The 20869-nt window shown below is 48.8% G+C and carries 16 protein-coding genes; 8 read left to right on the forward strand and 8 right to left on the reverse strand.

Annotated features, from left to right (window positions below; all coding sequences use genetic code 11):
- Window positions 1-58: 58 nt before the first annotated feature.
- Together ABXS70_RS27395 and ABXS70_RS27400 are read right to left on the reverse strand one after the other, a co-directional pair.
- Complete coding sequence (locus ABXS70_RS27395) at window positions 59-739, reverse strand: DUF4956 domain-containing protein (protein ID WP_366292442.1); 681 nt, start codon at window positions 737-739, stop codon at window positions 59-61.
- A complete protein-coding gene (locus ABXS70_RS27400) occupies window positions 732-1565 on the reverse strand; it encodes a polyphosphate polymerase domain-containing protein (RefSeq protein ID WP_342553371.1) in 834 nt (277 codons plus the stop codon). The genes ABXS70_RS27395 and ABXS70_RS27400 overlap by 8 nt, the downstream gene beginning before the upstream one ends.
- Before the next feature lie 311 nt (window positions 1566-1876).
- Between ABXS70_RS27400 and ABXS70_RS27405 the strand changes: the two genes are divergently transcribed.
- From ABXS70_RS27405 to ABXS70_RS27415, 3 genes are all read left to right on the forward strand, one after another.
- The gene (locus ABXS70_RS27405) at window positions 1877-2554 is read left to right on the forward strand and encodes a response regulator transcription factor (protein ID WP_366292447.1); all 678 of its coding nucleotides are present in this window, start codon (window positions 1877-1879) and stop codon (window positions 2552-2554) included.
- Window positions 2554-4032 carry a HAMP domain-containing sensor histidine kinase gene (locus ABXS70_RS27410; RefSeq protein ID WP_366292450.1) on the forward strand — a complete coding sequence of 493 codons (1479 nt, stop codon included), beginning with the start codon at window positions 2554-2556 and terminating at the stop codon, window positions 4030-4032. The genes ABXS70_RS27405 and ABXS70_RS27410 overlap by 1 nt, the downstream gene beginning before the upstream one ends.
- 151 nt (window positions 4033-4183) lie before the next feature.
- On the forward strand, window positions 4184-4480 hold the full coding sequence (locus tag ABXS70_RS27415) for a hypothetical protein (protein WP_342553368.1): 297 nt from the start codon (window positions 4184-4186) through the stop codon (window positions 4478-4480).
- Between the two features lie 499 nt (window positions 4481-4979).
- Here ABXS70_RS27415 and ABXS70_RS27420 read toward each other — a convergent pair whose 3' ends face one another.
- Window positions 4980-5747 (reverse strand): SDR family oxidoreductase, encoded by a 768-nt coding sequence (locus ABXS70_RS27420; protein ID WP_366292453.1) that lies wholly within the window; start codon window positions 5745-5747, stop codon window positions 4980-4982.
- Between the two features lie 200 nt (window positions 5748-5947).
- Between ABXS70_RS27420 and ABXS70_RS27425 the strand changes: the two genes are divergently transcribed.
- On the forward strand, window positions 5948-6583 hold the full coding sequence (locus ABXS70_RS27425) for a TetR/AcrR family transcriptional regulator (RefSeq protein WP_342553366.1): 636 nt from the start codon (window positions 5948-5950) through the stop codon (window positions 6581-6583).
- Between the two features lie 105 nt (window positions 6584-6688).
- On the opposite strand, the gene cobA is transcribed toward ABXS70_RS27425, so the two are convergent.
- From cobA to nirB, 3 genes are all read right to left on the reverse strand, one after another.
- On the reverse strand, window positions 6689-7564 hold the full coding sequence (cobA, locus tag ABXS70_RS27430; RefSeq protein ID WP_366292457.1) for a uroporphyrinogen-III C-methyltransferase: 876 nt from the start codon (window positions 7562-7564) through the stop codon (window positions 6689-6691).
- A 157-nt stretch (window positions 7565-7721) separates the two neighbouring features.
- Window positions 7722-8039 carry a nitrite reductase small subunit NirD gene (gene nirD, locus ABXS70_RS27435; RefSeq protein WP_342553364.1) on the reverse strand — a complete coding sequence of 106 codons (318 nt, stop codon included), beginning with the start codon at window positions 8037-8039 and terminating at the stop codon, window positions 7722-7724.
- Window positions 8040-8055: 16 nt separating this feature from the next.
- Window positions 8056-10497: a nitrite reductase large subunit NirB gene (nirB, locus tag ABXS70_RS27440; protein WP_342553363.1), complete on the reverse strand. Its 2442-nt coding sequence runs from the start codon at window positions 10495-10497 to the stop codon at window positions 8056-8058.
- 647 nt (window positions 10498-11144) lie between these two features.
- Here nirB and ABXS70_RS27445 point away from each other — a divergent pair.
- Together ABXS70_RS27445 and ABXS70_RS27450 are read left to right on the forward strand one after the other, a co-directional pair.
- The gene (locus tag ABXS70_RS27445; RefSeq protein WP_342553362.1) at window positions 11145-11738 is read left to right on the forward strand and encodes an ANTAR domain-containing protein; all 594 of its coding nucleotides are present in this window, start codon (window positions 11145-11147) and stop codon (window positions 11736-11738) included.
- 17 nt (window positions 11739-11755) lie between these two features.
- Window positions 11756-12832 carry an anthranilate phosphoribosyltransferase gene (locus tag ABXS70_RS27450; protein WP_366292461.1) on the forward strand — a complete coding sequence of 359 codons (1077 nt, stop codon included), beginning with the start codon at window positions 11756-11758 and terminating at the stop codon, window positions 12830-12832.
- Between the two features lie 330 nt (window positions 12833-13162).
- On the opposite strand, the gene ABXS70_RS27455 is transcribed toward ABXS70_RS27450, so the two are convergent.
- Both ABXS70_RS27455 and ABXS70_RS27460 read right to left on the reverse strand, forming a co-directional pair.
- Window positions 13163-13675 (reverse strand): acyl-CoA thioesterase, encoded by a 513-nt coding sequence (locus tag ABXS70_RS27455; RefSeq protein WP_342556475.1) that lies wholly within the window; start codon window positions 13673-13675, stop codon window positions 13163-13165.
- A 258-nt stretch (window positions 13676-13933) separates the two neighbouring features.
- Window positions 13934-14557 carry an acetate uptake transporter gene (locus ABXS70_RS27460; RefSeq protein WP_366292464.1) on the reverse strand — a complete coding sequence of 208 codons (624 nt, stop codon included), beginning with the start codon at window positions 14555-14557 and terminating at the stop codon, window positions 13934-13936.
- Window positions 14558-15014: 457 nt separating this feature from the next.
- Here ABXS70_RS27460 and ABXS70_RS27465 point away from each other — a divergent pair, with 457 nt between their 5' ends.
- On the forward strand, window positions 15015-20252 hold the full coding sequence (locus tag ABXS70_RS27465) for a fibronectin type III domain-containing protein (RefSeq protein ID WP_366292467.1): 5238 nt from the start codon (window positions 15015-15017) through the stop codon (window positions 20250-20252).
- A gap of 424 nt (window positions 20253-20676) precedes the next feature.
- The gene (locus tag ABXS70_RS27470; RefSeq protein ID WP_342553358.1) at window positions 20677-20853 is read left to right on the forward strand and encodes an aspartyl-phosphate phosphatase Spo0E family protein; all 177 of its coding nucleotides are present in this window, start codon (window positions 20677-20679) and stop codon (window positions 20851-20853) included.
- Window positions 20854-20869: the final 16 nt, after the last annotated feature.

Here is a 20869-nt window from a genome sequence, read left to right on the forward strand (position 1 = left end):
TTCCTCTCCAAATCAAAATGGGGTCTATCGAACAAGTGAGTAAACCAACGTTCCAAGTTTAATATTCTGTCGTTGGACTCATCGTCAACGAGATGTCCAGATTACCGTTCCGTGTACGAATCGCATCAAGAAATTGCTTCTGATTCACGCTCTCGTGAATCGTGACATTATAGACCAGTTCATAGAGGCTGCCGAGTTCGGTCGTTCTGATTTTTTTCAGATCAAATGGGACATTGAAATGATGGAATACTTCGTTCAGAGCTTCTTCATAGCTCAAATTCTCGGGAATGGTAACCTTGAGCGTCTTCTGCTGACTCTTTTTCCCGCCAAAGTTGAATCGGTTCAGTACAAACATCAGCACACACAGGATAACGGTGAACAGAATGGCGTAACCAAAGGCACCTACACCGCAGGCCAGACCGGCTGCCATCGTGAACAAAACGTAAGCAATGTCTTTCGGATCACCAGGTGCGCTGCGGAAACGGATGATGGAGAAGGCTCCCGCCAAGCTGAATGCTCGGGCAATGTTGCTGCCGATCAGCAGAATGATGATGGCAACGATCACGGGAAGCACAACCATAGTCAGCGTAAAACTCTGTGAATAGGTGGCCTGGTTGGTTTTCATATAGGTAAGGCTGATGATAAGTCCCAGGAGAATGGAAAGTCCGATCGTGATGACAGCACTGCTGAAACTCAAGGTTGAATCGTCTAGGGCGGAGCTGAAAAGGGCATCAAGCATAGAGTGCACGCTCTCTTTCTCTAATTAATTTCTCTTGTGAAGTAACCGGGGCCGCATCGTTAGGATTGAAATCTGTACCCGGCATAAGCTCACGTTCCGTCTGATAATTCAGATTGGTGGTTCTCACCAGATGTCTGTACTCATTGCCGTATTTGGAAAATCCGGTTCGGTACAGCCTGTGCTCCGACAGTAATTGGGACAGCCAGATCGGAACGGTTTTCTCTGCTTTGACTTCCATCAGCCACCGTCCGTCCTTCACCAGCGGTTCACCGTAATCTCCTTGTTCCAACTTCAGATCGTATCTACGGCTGCGAATGTTGGTGTCAAAGGTAATGCGAAGATCGCGGCTGTTCTTGTCAAACAATGCTTTTCGTTCGTAGGCCAGATACACTTTGGGCTCAAGGTCATAGAGCCGGAGAAAATATTTGATCTCTTCCAGCACCTGCGGATTCATGTAGTCGGCCAGCTCGGGCGCTTGTCCCGAGCGAACAAAATCATAGGCTTCATCCAGCTTCAGCGCCGTTCTGCGTTTGTTGACGAGGCCGAACACTTTCTTTTTGATCTCCAGATACACTTTCGCATTCTCTTCAGGTACGCCGTAGGCTCGCAAGCGCAGCTTTTCCTTGTATTTCGGTTTGGATAGACTCGCTCGAATCAGTGAATCCTGCGGTGTATCGAAGTACAGATTGCTGATGGAGTAAAACTCATGTTTTTTGTTGTAGGCATCCAGTTCCATGTAGTGGAGCAGATCGTTGTAGAAATGCTGGTATTGCTCATCGGTCAGCAGGTACTTGCTCTCATATCGGTTGAATACTTCAATTGCCATGATGGTTCAGTCCTTTCGGGTATGGATAAGTTGGTGTATGTTTTGATGATGTTTGGTATGTTGTGTGCTGCTGTCATGTCTGTATCTTAGCGAAGCAACCTTGAATGAATCTTAAATCGTTTTACATGGCGTTAACATTTCTTTCCCTTCATCTATATAGTTGTTAAATGGAGGATTCACACACGGATTCCGACGACGGATTAATCTTCCTGATTGCTGCTGCTCTTAATGAGTTCCAATTAAGGTTGATTCAAGGTTTAGTTGATAGAATAAGAACATACCAACCATCGGGAGCAGAGGATGAATAGATCATGAGAATTTTGATAGCGGAAGATGAAGTTCATTTGGCAGAAGCCGTATCGCAGATTTTGAAAAAAAACAATTATTCCGTGGACATGGTCCACGACGGAAGATCAGGACTGGATTATGCGCAGAGCGGCATCTACGACCTGTTACTGCTGGATATTATGATGCCGGAAATGGATGGCATAACGGTGCTGCAAACGCTGCGCGGTGAAGGGAACCATACGCCAGTTATTCTGCTCACAGCAAAAGGGGAATTGTCGGACAAAGTATCCGGCCTCGATTATGGTGCGGATGATTATATTGCGAAGCCTTTTGCCACGGAAGAATTGCTTGCCCGGATTCGGGCAGCCTTGAGACGTAAAGGGGAATTGATCCCTGAGGATGGATTAAAGTTTGGTGATATCGAACTGAATACCACGCAGTTGAAGCTGAGTGCACAGGGCAAGGAGATCAAATTAAATCTAAAGGAGAACGAGTTGCTGGAACTGCTGATCACCCGCAAACAAGCGATCACCTCCAAAGAGCAGATCATCGAGAAATTATGGGGATTCGACTCGGATGTCGAGTATAACAACGTGGAGGTTTATATTTCTTTCTTACGCAAAAAACTAATCTTCCTGAATTCGGCTGTTCGCATTAATACGATTCGGGGCGTAGGATACGTACTTGAGGTGACGAGCTGATGTTTAACAAACTCCGTAACCGGTTCCTGATTGTCAATCTGGTGTCGATCTCGATTATGATGCTGGTGGCCTTTGTAACGATCTACACCATTACGTACCAGAATGTGCAACGCGAAACGAATATGGAGCTGTACAAGGTGTCCGATTTCTACCATAGCCCCTTTGGTTTGGGTGCTCAACAGTCACGAGGTGAAGGGGAAAGTGAGGGAGCGGGAGCAGGAACAGGAACGGGAACGAACTCGGGGTCGGGAGTAACAACGGATACAGGTTCTACTTCAAGTTCTAGTTCAGGTACTGGCTCCGATGCTGACGAAGGAGCGAATTCAGGATCGGCAACTGTACCCTCTTCTCCGGGTAGGGGCGGGGGCAACAACGGCATGAACGGTGGGAACTTTGGTGGGTATCGAGGACCGGGTGGAGATCCCAGTGCACCTCCTGCCCGGTCGGTTTCTTTTATGATCCAGACCGATAACGAGTGGAAGATAACCGACACCCATTCGCGGTTTGATATGGAGGACTCTTTTTACACACAAGCGCTACAAAAAGTAGACCAGGAGAAAACCGGCCAAGGTGACAGTAATCGGTGGACTGGACAATTCGCACTGAACGGTACGGACTGGGCCTATGTGGTTGATCCTAGCGGGGATGGGCACATGATTGTATTCATGGATGTAACGGCGCAGCAGGGCATCCTGACCAATTTGATTTACACGTTCACGGTGGTGGGGCTGATTATGTTTGTGGTGATTTATTTCCTAAGTCGTTATTTTGCCAATCGCTCGATTGCGCCTGTGCGTGAAGCGTTTGAGAAACAGAAACAATTTATTGCCGATGCTTCTCATGAGCTGAAAACGCCGCTAGCGATCATTAATACGAATACCGATGTCCTGCTGGCGAATCAGGAGGACACGATTGAAAATCAGGCCAAATGGCTGCACTATATCAAGTCGGAAACCGAACGCATGTCTGGACTAACGAATGATCTGCTGTATCTGACTCAGATGGACGACTCACGTTCCACTCTCATGCATACCAAATTTAATATGAGTGATGCAGTAGAAAGTATTATTTTACCGATGGAAGCTGTGATTTTTGAAAAAAATATCGCCCTTGATTACAGCATTGATCCCAATCTGATGGTTCATGGGAATCCGGAGCAGATCAAACAAGTCATTTTAATCCTGCTCGATAACGCCGTGAAATATTCCGGGCCAAAGGGGGCCGTGAACATTACGCTCCAGAAGCAGAACCACGATATCATGCTGACCATCTCCAATACGGGGGAAGGGATCGCACCAGAGTATCTGGAACGGATCTTTGATCGCTTCTATCGCACGGATTCATCCAGAGCGCGTAAACACGGCGGGCATGGTCTGGGTCTGGCGATTGCCAAGTCTATTGTAGAGCAGCATAAGGGAGAGATTTACGCCAAAAGTGTCGTGGGCGAGGGGGCAGCGTTTTACGTACGGTTATCGTAAAAGAGCCAAGGGGGCTCTGTTAAGAAGGCTAAGTCTATGAGGATGTCCGGTGGGAGTATCGGCTAAGCTCATTTTCAGAGGCTTGGGCATAAGTTCTGCCTGCTGTGGGTTAACCTATGCTACAATGACAGCAAGATGGATAACCAAGGAGATGACTAACGTGGCAGACAACAATGCAGTTAATGAGCAGGAAATGATGGAATATATCTCAGGCAAAACCAGGGCAAGTAAAGCAAACATTGAACTTGTATTGAAGCATGAGCAGGCTTACATCAACAAGGCGCATGAGAATGCAAAAGGTAAAGATGTGGATATTGACGGAGACGATCTTGCCGATTACATTTTGAGCCGCAAAGACGTGAAGCTTGACGAACTGACGGTAGAAAGCATTCTGGATGCTGAAATGGATTACTTGATGGACAAGGGTCATGCAGGTTATGTGGATTAGGTAAAGTTTTGGGGTTAGGCAACGAACGTTTTGGATTAAGTAACGAACGATGGAGTAAACTAGAAATAATAGGTCTTTAACCGTGCACCAAAATTCTAACGATCACCAGCGACGCTATTTCGGTGTTTTTCGGATCTCTTTAAACCTAACGATCAGGAGAGACGTTATTTTCGGAGTAGAGGGTCATTTTTGATGAAAATAGGGTGTTTTTTACTGAAATAAGGTTCCTGGTGATCGTTAGATTAGGAAATGTGCTGAAATGGCCGAAATAAGGCCCGTGGTGATCGTTAGCGTATTGAGTCAGCTCCGGATGAGAGTGCAGCTGTTGCATATAAGAAAAAAGACCTCAACTTCACATAAGGGAATTCCTTATCGATATTGTTGAGGTCTTTTAGCTTTATGCATGTAACAGAAGCATGTTTCTGTTACTAATATGCTGTTTACCATTATAATTTTATTATATGCCTGTCCTTATGCTGGCACGGTCGGTAGTATCCTATTACTGACCCATCATGCCGCCGTCTACAGTGTAGAGGGACGCGGTCACGTAAGATGCATCTTCGGATAGCAGGAAGTTCATCACGGCTGCGACTTCTTCCGGTTCACCGTACCGGCCCATTGGAATGGCGGATACCGTAGCGGATTGGTAGTCTTCTACGTTGCCGGAGTTGGCTTCGATCTGACGCATCATACGAGTATTGATGGTGCCTGGCAGTACAGCATTTACCCGAATGTTGAACGGTGCCAGTTCATTGGCAGCGGTACGTGTGAGACCAACAACGGCATGTTTGGACATAATATATGGAGATACAGCCGGGGCACCCATCAGACCCGCAAGGGATGAGGTATTCAGGATTGCACCGGATTTTTGTTTTTTCATGACAGGAATGACGTTTTGCAGCCCGAGGAATACCCCGCGAATGTTGACGTTATATACTGTATCGAGTGCTTCTACACTCAGGTCTTCAATCAGACCGGTTGGGCCTTCAATACCGGCATTATTTGCAAAGTAATCAATACGCCCAAACGCATCGAGCGCTTTTTGCACGTAATTTTTAACATCAGCTTCATCGGATACATTGGCTTTGACTGCAATGACATGTTCTTGATCAAGGTTCAATGCAGCAATCGTTTTTGCAATCGCTTCTTCATTCAAGTCAACGAGGACCAGATTGATTTTTCGTTCAGCCAAGCGGCGTGCAAGCTCCTTACCAATACCTCCGGCAGCACCTGTAATAACGGCAGTTTGTGTATAGGATGTACTCATGATTGAATCGTCTCCTTATTATATATAGTGGGCAGGTAATCTCTAGAAGGTGAAAACCTGTCGTTTTTTCTTCCTGTCTTAATGTTAAGATATACATAAACATGTGACAATAATCATTGACAGCGCAAATGTCAGCTATTGAACATAGATGTAAGCGCTGTTCATTTAGGTTACAATAATGGACAAAGGAGGCGAAAGTGTTGATTAGTGAACACCCTCAGGATCGGAGAGCACGAAGAACGCAGGATGCGATCATCGCTGCGGCGGTGTCCCTAATATTGGAAAAGGGAGCGGATGCCCTGACCATCCGTGATATTACGGAACGGGCAGATTATAATCGGGGAACGTTTTATTTACATTTTCCCGGCAAACCAGAGCTGCTGCAGTTCCTGCTGGATGATTTTCTGCAGGGATTGGGACAGGCATATGCTGGACCTTATGCCAATCTTACCGAGGTGGACATGACGGGATTGCTGCCTTCAACGATGCCTGTTTTTGAATATATTGAGACACATCAGGATCAATTCCGGGCTTTGATGACGATGCATGGGGACATGGCCTTGAGAATCAATAATGTATTCCGTAATTACCTTACCCAAGACTTCATTTTGGTCATTGAAGATAGCGAGCAGGTCATTGATTATGACATTATGTTAAGTTATCTCGTATCTGCAACCGTGGGCGTTATTATGCACTGGGCGGAGTCCGGGTTCAAATATTCCGCACACTATATGGGGGAACAGCTGACAGCTCTGATCAACATCAAACCGACCCGTCTGCTGATTGAACCAGGGCAGAAGGGTCGAACGATGCATGAGCGTATGCTGTTTGATTGAATTTTTGGTGCTTCATTAACAATTGTATAGATACACTACATCTCATGCATGATGCGTAAATGCGTATGAAGCGCACTTTGTTCCAACGTCATAACCCGGCTCAACCTAACCCGTCATTGAAGCACTTGCAGCGCGCTGCATCTGGAGAAGCTGTTCCCGGATGAGCACAGACTCGCCAATTATAATTAGAGCTGGATTACAGATGCGATGCACGGCAGCTAGTGTCTGCAGCTCGGCAAGCGTGCCTGTAACGATTCGTTCTTCACTTGTCGTTCCGCGTTCAATCAATGCGGCTGGAGTATTTCCGGCTTTGCCATGACGAAATAATTCCTGCTGAATCAGCGGCAGCTGACTGATTCCCATATAGATCACAAGCGTATCTACGCTGTGTGCAAGCAGATCCCAGCGAACAGTAGATATACATCCATCACTGCCGGTTCCAGTCACGCAGGCAAAAGAAGAAGCGACCCCGCGATGCGTAAGCGGAATCAGGGATGAAGCAGACGCACCTACAGCCGAGGTGATACCTGGAATGATCTCATAGGGGACACCGGACTCGGCAAGCACCAGAGCCTCTTCCCCGCCGCGGCCGAAGATGAACGGGTCGCCGCCCTTGAGGCGAACGACTCGCTTGCCTTCCGCCGCATGTGACGCAAGCATACGTCCAATCATCTCCTGACTCATGGAGTGAAGACCAGGAGCTTTGCCGCAGTAAATGCGAAGGGCATTAACCCGCACCTCAGCAAGTAATTCATCTGTGACAAGTCGATCGTACATAATAACATCAGCAGCCTGAATCCGTTTCAGGGCTTTAACTGTAATCAGTTCGGGGTCTCCGGGGCCAGCACCAATGATACTTACCATCCCCCGGCTCATGACCGTGTCTCCACTGGTCAGTGTTTGTGTCCGATTCATTTTGGTTTTGTGCTCACCAATGTCAACCATAGATTGCAGTACTTCTGCAGGTTTAACGAAATCCATCGTGCGCCCCTCCTTCTGTCAGGTCGACTATCTGGAGTTAGCCAATAATACCCATTAAGATTTAGGCCAGCATCCAAGACCATCGTCCAAGATTATCATCCGAGGTCCTCATCCAAAACCCACATCCGATAGTATTGTTTTGCTCCCCATTGCTCTGCTAACCTGCAATTGTAATATAGATATCTCCACTGGTTCCATCCACTTCGGTTTTATATGTGTTCAGGCACCCGTCGTCCGGTTCATGCACTCTGCCGCTCCGCAGATCGATCTTCCAGTCATGCAGCGGGCAGTGAACGGCTGTGCCGCAGACCATGCCCTCCGATAGCTTGCCGCCTTTGTGTGGGCAGCGATTCTCCACGGCATGCAGACTGCCGTCACTCAGCTTGAAGACTGCAATTTCGGTATCCTCGACCAGAAAGGTTCGAGCCCCTTTTTCGTCAATATCGGCCAGATGCCCAATTCGTAATTTACTCATCGCTGATCCTCCTCTTCTAGTGAGCTACCGGTTCTGCACCGGACAGTGGGGTGAAGTTTTTACGCAATTTCTCATCTTCAATAATCTCTTTCCAAGGATCCACCGTGTGACCCAGTGTCACTTCCAGACGCTCAACCAGTGCGAGACGTACATCCCGTTCGGCCAGAGCCTGCTTCACGTGATCCAGACCTACCCGTTCAATCCATGCCGCTGTTCTCTCATTCCATCTCGCATTTTCTCTATAGTACTGCAGGTAAGCATACGTCCACTCTTCCACTTCAGCGTCCGTCTTCACCGTGCATAAAAGCTCGGCTGCACGAACTTTAACACCTCCGTTGCCGCCGACATGGAGCTCCCATGCTCCATCAATCGCGACGACACCCAGGTCCTTAATGGTTGCTTCCGCACAGTTCCGCGGGCATCCGGAGACCGCCAGTTTCACTTTGGCTGGAGCCACCATCTTGTCAAGCTTCTTCTCCAGACGAATGCCCATCTCAATCGAATCCTGTGTGCCGAAACGACAGAACGTATTACCTACACATGTTTTTACTGTGCGTAAAGCTTTGCCATAACCAAATCCAGAAGGCATGTCGAGCTCTTCCCAAATCTTCGGTAGGTTCTCCTTCTGCACGCCAAGCAGATCGAGCCGCTGACCGCCTGTAAACTTCACCATAGGCACGTCGTACTTCTCTGCAACTGTTGCGATCTTGATCAGTTCTGCCGGAGAGGTTACACCGCCATAGATGCGCGGAATAACGGAGTAGGTACCGTCCTTCTGGATGTTAGCGTGATAACGCTCATTGGTGAATTTGGACACCCGCTCATCCTCATACTCTGTCGGCCAGATCATGCCAAGGTAGTAGTTGAGGGAAGGGCGGCATTTGGAACAGCCCTCTGGCTCATCCCAGCCGAGCACATTCATGACTTCTTTGACCGTTTTCAGGCCCATCTCCTTGATTTGTGCTACAATCTCATCCCGATCATACGAAGTACACCCGCAGATGCCTTCTTTGGTCTGCTCGCCTACGTTATCTCCCGCATAATACGTCAGCAGTGACTCCACGATTGGTTTACATCCGCCGCAAGAAGCTGAAGCTTTTGTGCAGGATTTGACAGCACCGACCGTATTGCATCCTTTATTGAGAACGGCATCGCCGACAGCTGCTTTCGTTACACCGTTACAACCGCAGATAATCTCATCATCCGGCATGGCAGCCATGCGTTCTGCTGCAGACGGGCCGGAGCCGGAACCACCGGAAGGCATGCCGAGCAGAATTTCTTTTTCACGACCGCTGATATTTTCGCCGCTTTTAATCAAGGAGAACAGGGATGCGCCATCGGTCGTATCACCGAACAACACGGCACCGATGAGCTGACCGTCTTTGATCACCATTTTCTTGTACACACCGTCTACATCATCCTGGATGCGAATGCTGCGTGTATCTGGCGAGTCTTTGAACTGCCCGGCAGAGAATACATCGACTCCCGAAACCTTCAGCTTGGTTGAAGTGACTGATCCTGTGTATCCTTCCGTGGCTGCACCCGCAAGTCGTTTGGCAAGAACCATGCCTTGTTCATATAGCGGAGCTACGAGACCATAAGCGATGCCGCGATGTTCAGCACATTCCCCGACAGCCGAAATCCCCGGAATGCTGGTACGCATATAGTCATCCACGATGACCCCGCGGTTAACGTCGAGGCCGCTGTTTCGAGCGAGTTCAATCTGAGGACGGATACCGACGGCCATCACCACCAAATCTGCCTCAAGCACGGTTTGGTCGGTGAAACGAAGTGCTTTAACACGGCCTTTGCCTGTAATCTCTTCGGTATGTTTGTTCAAAAGGAACTTCATGCCCTGCTCCTCCAGCTCACGCTGAAGCATTAATCCTGCGGGCAGATCGAGATTTCGGTCCATCAGATGTCCGTTAATATGAATGACAGTCACGTCCATGCCCAGGTTCAGCAGTCCACGAGCGGCTTCCAGGCCGAGCAGTCCGCCGCCGATCACAGCCGCCTTACGATACTTTTGGGATGCTGCCATCATCGTTTCACAGTCTTGGATGTCCCGGAACCCGATGACCCCTTCTTTGTTTGCACCTGGAAGAGGGAGAATGAATGCCTGCGAGCCTGTTGCCATAATCAGTTCGTCGTAGGATGCGTGAACGCCATTTTGAGATACAACTTCTCTGCGCACTGTGTCGATGTGCACCACAGGATCACCTGGATAGACATGAATACCGTTATCTTCATACCAGCTCCAGTCGTTAATCACAATATCCTCAATAGATGTTCCACCTGCCAGAACGGAAGACAGCATGATTCGGTTGTAGTTTGGATGCGGCTCTGCGCCAAAGACGGTAATCTCATAGGCATGCGGAGCAAGCTTCAGAATATGCTCCAAGGTACGGATTCCCGCCATACCATTGCCGACCAGCACCAGTTTTTTCGTTGTACTCATTGTAGTTAGCCCCCTCAGATCCATTTCTGTATACTGCTTAAAGCCCAGTCTCGCCTTGAAAAATCGAAAAAGCCTGTTATGCCTCGGAGGACTGCGTACACATACGCATCCCTTTGCTCCGAATTTGCAAAACAGGCTTCATTGCCGTTTCAACCAGCTACGCCGTTGTAACTGTGAGTGGTCCCTTAGTTATAGAGTTCTTATGGCTTAACTATAAAAGAATGAATTATTCATGTCAATATAGTTAACATAAAAAAGTATTTGAAATTTGAAGTTAATTATGTTTACATGAGTTTAAGAATATACAGAATCGGCGACGAGGAATTATTGTTTTTGATTATAAAAAATAATAAAACAAATCCGTTTTATGCTCCATAACGATATACAATGTAGGAAACATGCCATGATAGAACGAATTCACTCCGTTGTTTAATCCACTTTATTCCCTTATGATCAGACCGATGAACGAGCTGCACCACATGATCTTCTTATGAATACTTCTGAACAACCTGAATTTCGAAATTTAGATGTTTATTTCTTAATTTTTGTTAGGTAATATGACATTGTGTTGCTTTTATGTGGTAATGTATTAAAAGTAAACGGAGGGTTCTGTTCTGTATATCAATATAAGGAGGGATTGATCCATCATGCGATCCATATTGGTCATCCGTGTACAGCCAATTACAGTCGGCTCTTCCGAAGCAATCCCTCTGACACCAGAGAAGCTGCTCGGAGCGGTTGGCTACCACGTACAGGTCTCGGACAATGAGGATGAGGTCATGAAGCTGGCCCGTAAGGTTGATGCCTCTATTCTGCATCTGTCTCTTGCGGACGTGGCTCGATGGGTGAACTGCCTGGGAAAGGGAAAGTCAGATACTCCCCTCCTCTGGTGGTGCGCTCCGGATACAGCATCTTCCTCTGCCCATGACTGTGAGGTGGAGACCTCGTTCGACGGTATCGTTACACCGTCCATGTCCGGGCCGGAAATCCACTGGACACTGCACTTTGCCGCACGCCGTTATATGGAACGCAAGCAGTGGGAGCAGGAGCGCAAGCAGCTGCAGTCCAGACTGGAGGATCGCAAATGGATTGACATGGCGAAGGCTATTTTGTGTGATCTGAAGCAGATTTCCGAGGCGGAAGCGTATGATTTGTTACGTAAAAAAGCGATGGATGAACGCAAACGGATGGTTGATGTAGCTACAGCGATTGTGAAGGCTCATCAACTGCTCCAGTCATAATCGAAGGAGGATGCTCTATGGATATGTCTCAGATCCTCAGAGAGGTTGGACGTGGGAAAAGAGGCTCGCGTGACCTGAGCTATGCAGAAGCGCTGGTCGTTGCCGAAAATATATTGAAACAGCAGGTTTCTCCTGCCCAGACGGCCGCCTTCCTCATGGCTGAGCGAATGAAGATGGAGAACGTTGAGGAGATGGAGGCTTTTGTCCATGCCTGCCGGAATAGTGCGGAGCGTTTCGACGTATTTCAGGATGGTTTGGATTGTGCAGGTCCTTATGACGGACGAACCAGGTCATTTTTGGCTACATATCCCGCGGCATTTGTGCTGGCAGCGGCGGGGTTGCCCGTCACGCTGCATGGCAGTGAACCTCTGCCGCCCAAGTGGGGAGTTACTTTGTCGGTTGTACTTAGGGAGGCGGGGATAGATACACGAAAGATGAACCGGGAGGATGCCCGAAGTGCAGCCCTTCACACGGGTGTGATGTATGTTTCCTCGGAAGAATGGTGTGAGCCGCTGCGAAGGCTTCGCCCTTTGAGGGAGGAGCTGGGTTTTCGAACCGTGCTGAATACTGCAGAGAAGTTGATGGATTACAATCACTCCTCCTATCTCGTGTTCGGCGTGTTTCACAATACGTTTCTGGACCGAATTGCAAAGCTGCTTACGCGTTTTGAATATAAGCGGGCATATGTTGTTCAGGGCATGGAAGGTTCAGAAGATTTGTACATTGATCGTCCTACACGTGTATATGCTGTGGAGGATGGGGACACAAGGCTTGAACTGGTGGACCCTTCAACCTACGATCTGGATATGCCGGTGCCCGATATGAACTGGACGGCTGCCAATCAGATTGAAGTGGCGGAGAGTGTGCTGCGCGGAGATGGACATCTTACGTTTGTAAATCAGGTGCTGTTAAACGCAGGGTTTCGCTTATATGCTGCGGGACGTGCCGCTTCCATAGAGCAGGGGATATACACATGCAAGGGGTATTTGGAGAGCGGAGCAGCGTACCGTCTTTATCAGCAGTGGTGTGTCTCCATGGGTGGAGAGCTGCCGGATCGCAGTGCAGTATCCATCTATCCGGCATCATCTGGTTAACCATGCTGTTAACAGGCAGTAACTCTCGTGACAACTTTTTTTCTGGATTTGCATCAACCCTCCGCAGGGAGGAAGAGGACACAGTGCAGCCCGCTGCTTTGGTGACAGCTCCGTGTCCTGTGTACTTCAGGTCAACGTATATTTCTCCGGGACGTGCCTTGAATATCGGCTGAACTGCATCTTGTATCCCCTTTTTGCCCCTGCTGCGTCACTTTCCTATGCCGTGTCCCGGCACGTGTTTGCAGTCAACTTCTTAGCTTGGAACGTAAATTCGGCATCAATGGCTTCCTGCAGTTTCTTCAGACACAGCCTGGTTATTCTTCTTTATTGTTATTCCCAAGGGTAAGTCACGGTTAGGAAGTCGGCGAATTTTTTGCTCTCTTCCCGCCGTTGTTTCCGCATGGCTGCCCGGTCAGGTGCAGTCTCGTACAGTTTCATCTCTTCTTCCGTCTCCGGAATGATTCGGGGAACGATCAGTTTACGGTTGTTCTCATCCAGGGCCACGAAGGTCAGAAAAGCCGTTGCCGCAATTTTTTTCTCCCCTGTCAGCAAATCCTCACGAATCACTTTCACGAAAATTTCCATGGAACTGCGTCCTGTCCACGTGGCGAATGATTCCAGTGTTACCGAATCGGTTGGATTAATCGGATATAGAAAATCGACAGAGTCCGTTGAAGCTGTAACGGTATTAACCCGGCACAGTTTGGATGCAGCGATAGAAGCAATATCATCAATGTAGGACATCAGTTTGCCGCCGAACAGGGTGTTATGGTTATTAACATCTGTCGGAAAAACCCGTGCCGTTTTGAAGCACCGCGTTTCTCGTACATATTTTTTCTCCACTTGTTCTATCTCTGTAGGTTTTGTTGTCTCGTTCATGCTCGTTCCTCCTTGTAATATGGCAGCGATGATGTATCCTTCTAATACGGTACTGCTGATCAGGCCTTTTGCCAGATGCGAAGGTATTCTATCTAGTATAGGTGTCGGTCAGATTCATATTCAAATGCTGTGCTTGAAGGTCCCGAGATATGAAAAAACATAATATGAAAAAAACTGCCAGGCGCGGACCGGCGCGCAGGCAGTGGATCATACATCTGTATATTAAGCCTTAGGTCTGAAGATACCGGACGGTTTGCCGATGGGCAGGAATGTATAACCGAAGTGAGCATTCAGAACGGAAGCACCTGTACCGTACAGGGACACAATACCGATTCCCATCTCAGCATAAGCAGCAATCGTATGGAAGATATGCGGTGCTACGCCGAAAGCGTCAAAGGTCAGACCAAGGAACAGGAAATCAATCAGAATGAAAATGATGAGCAGTACTTTGTTGGCTTCTACAGCACCAATTGTCATGAACAGGGTGAAGACCAGATATCCGGCAAAAGCAAATCCAAGCTGTTTGCCATCGGTTTGTTCAGCGAGAGTAGAGCCGAATACGCCCATTTTAATCATCCAGTTCGCACCCATGGCAAACCAGAAAAAGGCGTATGCCCCAAATGCGGTTGTACCAAATGTATTGCTGCGTTTGGAATCCTGAATACATGCGAACAGCTGGGCAAAAGCACCCAGAAAGATCGCCCACGGAATAGCATAGCTAAGTCCATCGGTAATACCAAGCTTTTGGGATGAAGCAACCAGGGTGACTATCGCCAACCCAAATAATCCCATCGCGCTGGGATCGGCGTTTATGATTTTGACTTTAGTTTGTGACTCGGTTTGCATGGTGTTGATAAGCCTCCAATAATATTATATCTGGATGATGAGCCTGTATAGGCCCTCCTCGAACTTCATGTTGGCATCCGCCGGACCCGGACACACATATCGACCTATTGTAACCGAATGCCCCGGTTATGGAAAGGGATTTTATTACCTGAAACACTGGAAAGACAGCTGCTTAGGTGACGGTGACTTGAACAGAGCCGCGATTATATCGGGTTTGTGGTGAAAATAGACGGATAATTACATGTTATTTCCAGAGAATTAACGTTAGTATCGAGTGGAAATCAAATCTGCAGTTCGGAATTCACCTGCTGTATGCAGCAGGATGAGCTGCGGCCGGAAGGGAGGGTCTCAAGGCGGGACGGAGCGAAGATACGGTCAGCGTTGGATCTTGGAATACTGTTTGCGAATCAGTAAAATGCAAGCGCTTACTTAATTGAGATTCAACAGGGGAATTTGCATGTATTCCATTCATGAAGAAGCGAAAGGATGGGTGTTGATGATTGCGAAACAAACGCGGCAGCTCGGCTTGATTTTGCTTATATCCGTGTTTACGATGTCCAGTTTGGGGTGGGGCTCTTTCTTTGGTACAGGAGCAGTGAGTGCAGCAGAACGGGATTATTCTGCTTCGGGTGCGGCTGTTTATCGATATGATTTTGGTTCAGGTGCAGCTGCGGATGGTTATACCGGTGTGGATGCTGACACGGTGTACACCGCAGAACGGGGATATGGCTTTGCGGATATTTCCAAAGTTGCTGCGCAGGATCGGGGGACCAGTGATCCGATCAAATCTGATTTTATAACGTTTGCTGCCGGCGGGCAGTTCAACGTGGATTTGCCGAACGGGGATTATACGGTCTCGCTTATTGCCGGGGATGCTGGTGGCGCTACGGAGATTGCGATGGATGCCGAAAGCATGAACAAGGTGCAGCTGAACAGCAAGGCTGCAGGTGAGTATTTGGAGATGAGCTTTGATATGGCGCTGGTGGATGGGCAGATGAATCTCGTTTTCTCCGGTGCGGCAGCGAACCTGAACGCACTGGTCATTACGAAGCAGGCCGAGCGCGAGCCCGGAAGCAAACCTGTCCTGTATCTGGCAGGGGATTCTACAATGCAGACTTACAACTCGTACTGGGAGCCGCAAGCGGGCTGGGGGCAGATGCTGCCTTCCTTTTTTAACGACAGCGTGGAGATCAAAAATCATTCGATTGGTGGACGCAGCTCCAAGTCGTTCCTTTTTCAAGGACGATTGGATGAAATTCTGAGAGTGATCCGACCGGGAGACTATCTGTTTGTGCAGTTCGGACATAATGATGCCACAATCAGTGTCCCTGACCGTTACGCGTCGCCAGCCGATTACAAAATCTATCTGAAAACTTACATAGACGGTGTACGGCAGCGGGGAGCCACACCGATTCTGGTGACACCGATGGGACGCAGGGATTTTAATGCAAGCACAGGCAAATTCAATGTTTCGTTCCCTGAATATGTGCAGGCAGCCAAAGAGGTCGCATCCGAAAACAATGTGCTGCTGATCGATCTGAGCAGACTGAGCATCGAATATTATGATTCGATTGGGCCGGAAGCTTCGCTGTCGGTGTTCCTGCATGTTGCACCGGGTATTTATCAGGCATTCCCTAACGGAGCAGCCGATAATACACATTTTCAGGAGTATGGTGCCATTCAGATCGCTAGAATGGTTGCGGGTGCGGTGCGCGAGCTCGATATTCCACTGGCGGATGCCGTGAAAGATGCTGAAGTGCCTGCTGAAGTTCCAGTGAAACCAAGCGGTCTGAAAGCTGGCAGTATCAGCAATGCTGGTGCTGTATTGAAGTGGACGGCAGATGATGCGGCAGATATTTACAAAATCTATCGCAAGCTGTCTTCCGAGCCAGCATCTGCGTATACGCTTGCCGGAACAGCAGCGGTTCCGACCATGACATTATCTGGCCTTACCGAAGGTGAAACCTATACGGTGCGTGTCACAGCCGTGAATGGTCGAGGCGAATCGGAGCCTTCGGACGAGGTGAGTTTCACAACGAAGTCGGCTGCATATCGATACGATTTTGGCCCCGTTGGCGCTCCAGTCGCGGAAGGGTATAACGAAGTGACTCGGAATACCTTATATACGCCGGAGCGTGGTTACGGCCTTACTTCTTCGGCCAATATGGCGGATCGGGATCGTGGTAACGCCACGGATGCGCTGCGTCGTGATTTCGTCATCTATTTTGGCGGGAATTATGAGTTTAAGGTAGATATACCGAATGGCAGCTATTCGGTTAAAGCCTACATTGGGGACTGGATCGGCTCCGCACGAACCAATATCAATATCGAGGGCAAGGACTATGGGACGGTGTCTTCCGGTTCCCAGAATATCGCAGAAAAAGTGATCAACGATGTCCAGGTTCAGGATGGTCAGATGAATCTGGTGTTCAGCGGACAGACCGCACATCTGAACGGTTTGGAGATTACACCAACCTTTATGGCTCCATCCGGGCTTCAACTGGATGAGCTTGATCTGAACAGCGATCCAATCCGTGCAGTATTGTCGTGGGAGGCAGCCGCTGGAGATTCACAGTATAGAGTCTATCGGCAATCAGCTGGAGCAGTTAAACCAGAATTGCTTGCAGCGGTTGATGACCCAACCTACACGGACAACGAGATTGAACTCGGCATGGATTATGTGTACACGGTAACGGCTGTGGATCAAACAGGAACGGAATCCCTTGCTTCCAATACACTGAACGTGTCTACGATCGATCCAAGTGTGACGAAGGCAGAAGTCCCTTCCGGGCTTACGCTCCAGGAAATTCATAAAAACGAGGCTTCCTTTACATGGGATGAAGCTGCGGGTGCGCGTTTTTATCAGATTTATCGCTCCAAACACCAGGATGGAGCTTATGAGATGATAGGTCGTACCAAGGAGACTGCGTATAAGGATACGACCATTCTCAGCACAGTTTCTTACTACTATAAAGTGGCATCAGTGAACGCAGGCGGTGTATCCGAACTGTCCAGTGTGCTTGAAACTCCGGCAGCAGTAACGCTGAATCGGGCAATGGAATATTTGGATCGTGCACCGGTTGCGGTGAAAACGGAGCAAGGCAACTACGTTGGCTGGCGCATGCTGGGGCTGGATACGGATTCGATTGCTTTTAATCTGTATCGTGATGATGTGAAGCTGAACGCAGAGCCGCTGACAGGAAGCACGAACTATACGGATGCCGAAGGTACGGACAGTTCGAAATACCGTGTCACGACGGTAGAAAATGGAGTAGAGAAGCCGGCAACAAAAGAGTTTGGTGTATGGCAGGAGCAATACCTGTCTGTGCCGCTGCAGAAACCTGCCGATGCGTATACCAAAGACGGGCAGCCTTATTCCTACTATGCAGGGGATGCCAGTGTCGGGGATGTCGATGGGGACGGCGAGTACGAAATTGTATTGATGTGGTCGCCCAATAACGGCAAGGATAATTCTCAGGCCGGAATTACCGGCATCGTATACATGGATGCTTACAAGCTGGACGGAACCCGTCTCTGGCGAATTAATATGGGGCCGAATATCCGGGCAGGGGCACATTACTCACCGTTCCTGGTCTATGATTTTGATGGAGATGGCCGAGCTGAGCTGATGATGAAGACTGCAGATGGAACCGTTGATGGACAAGGGAAGGTGATCGGGGATGCGAGTGCGGATCATCGTAACAGCTCCGGATATGTACTGCTGGGTGACGAGTTTCTAACCGTATTTGATGGAGAAACCGGGGCGGCACTGGATACCGTGAGATATGATCCGCCGCGCGGAGATGTCGCTGCATGGGGGGATGGATACGGAAACCGGGTAGACCGCTTCCTCGCAGCTGTAGCCTATCTGGACGGGGAGCATCCGAGTGCGATGTTCAGCCGTGGATACTACACACGTACTGTGCTTGCATCCTATAATTTCCGGGATGGCAGGATCAGTCAGGTGTGGCGTTTTGACTCGAACGATGAGGGCTACGGCGCCTATGCAGGTCAGGGGAATCACAACCTGTCCGTAGGTGATGTAGACGGCGATGGCAAAGATGAAATTACATTCGGAGCGATGGCGATTGATGATGACGGCAAGCCGCTATACAACACAAGACTGGGACATGGAGATGCCATGCATCTGAGCGATCTTGATCCAGCCCGTCCGGGGATGGAGGTATTCGGGGTACATGAGGATCGAAGCTCGAAATACGGCATGGAGATGAGAGATGCAGCCACAGGTGAAGTGCTGTGGGGAGTGTTTACAGGCATAGATACAGGGCGCGGCATGGCGGCTGATATTGATCCAAACTACCCGGGAGCTGAAGTATGGGCTGCCACAATTACGAACGAACAGCATATTCCGATTACCGGGCTGTATAGTGCCAAGGGAGAACTGATCACAACCAAGATTCCTTCCTCGACCAACTTCGGGATCTGGTGGGATGGCGACCTGCTGCGTGAACTTCAGGACGGTATTCGAATCGATAAGTGGGACTACGAGAACCAAACTACGGTGAACCTGCTGACAGCAGCGGGGGCGGCTTCCAACAATGGCACCAAAGCCAATCCAAGCCTGCAGGCCGATTTATTTGGCGACTGGCGCGAAGAAGTCATTTGGCGCAGTCAAGACAGCTCCGAGCTGCGGATCTATACCACAACCGATGAGACCGATGTTCGTCTTCGTACGTTGATGCATGATCCAGTCTATCGTCTTGGCGTAGCATGGCAAAATGTTGCTTATAACCAGCCTCCACACACAAGCTTTTATCTCGGTGCAGGCATGGAACAGCCGAAGGCTCCGAATATTCGCTATGTGGGTGGCCCGCAAGAGCCGGAAGACACCACACCTCCAGTCATTACAGGCATGCCAGCGGAGCAGATGAGCGAGGATGATGTGCTTCAAGTGAAGGTGAAGGCTGAAGACCCTGAATCGGGTATTACACGTCTGGAGATGACTTGGGATGGTGAGGCGGTGCAGCAGGGTGACGAGATTGCACTGACCGGACTGGCGGGCAAACATACATTCACAGCTCGTGCTGTGAACGGCGCAGGACTGGTTAGTGAGGCCTCCGTTGATGTGACTGTAACGGCTGGTGATCAGGTATCCGGTGCACCCGGAACACCCGTGCTGTCAGACGACAACGGCCATGGGAACGGTCTTAGCGATGGGAATTATACGATTACGATGAACATGTGGTGGGGTAATAATGGTACAGAGTATAAACTGTATGAGAACGGAGAGCTGCTGGATAGGCAGAAGCTATCTGCATCTACTCCCTCTGCTCAGACGGCATCCACTTCCATTCAAGGGCGGGCCAATGGGACGTACGTGTATACATGTGAGCTGACGAATGCCAAAGGTAAGACGGAATGTCAGCCGCTGACGGTAACCGTGCGTGATGCTGCACCGGCAAAGCCTGAACTGTCCAATGACAATTGGGATGGGGACGGCACCTACACGATCACAATAAATATGTGGTGGGGCACCAATGCAGCATCGTATCGCTTGTACGAAAATGGTACAGAGATTGACAGCCAGCCGCTAACAGCATCCACTCTGCATGCGCAGACAGTCACGGTGGAGATCAAGGATCGAGCCATCGGAGAGTATGAATATGTTGTGGAATGGATCAATGCAAGTGGAACGACTGTGAGTGAGAAGATGCAGGTGAAAGTCATGAAATAACACCGATTATCCCATCTGTAACATCTAATGTGTAAATTCGGTCAGCATGATATGTGGGTCATGCTCATCAAGCACAAAATAAGAGAAAACAGAGAGCACCTCCCCATTCTCAGAAGGACACCAGTCAGGTGTTCGAGATTGGAGGGGTGCTTTTTGGTGTGCTTTTATAAAATACACAATTACGACACAAACCTTTTTATAGCGGTATGGAGTGAGAGCGAGGTTTCGTACGGATTCGTCTTAAAGTGACAATGCGGCGTTACATCTGGTATTTTCACCCAATCTCTATTAGAATGGAATTAGCCCTTTCAAAAATATGGAGAAGCATACAAAACATCCATGTCTCCTATGCCATATGTTAATCCAACTATAGATTGACAGGAAACACTACAATGGAACACAAATTAAGGAGGTATCAGGGGCCATGGTTATGAGTTTGGAATTGAAGACTAAAATAGAAAAAGCCAGGCATAACCTTCATAAATTAGTAGAGCATAATAAGGGAAGGCTTGGGCATCCTGAAGTCATTCGGCAGTCGATGGCGTTGGACGAATTAATTAATGAGTATAATCGAATATCCCGAAGTCAGACGCGAACGTGAAGCGAATTAATCGGGA

Origin of the sequence: Paenibacillus sp. AN1007, assembly GCF_040702995.1 — a bacterium.
Lineage (GTDB): Bacteria > Bacillota > Bacilli > Paenibacillales > Paenibacillaceae > Paenibacillus.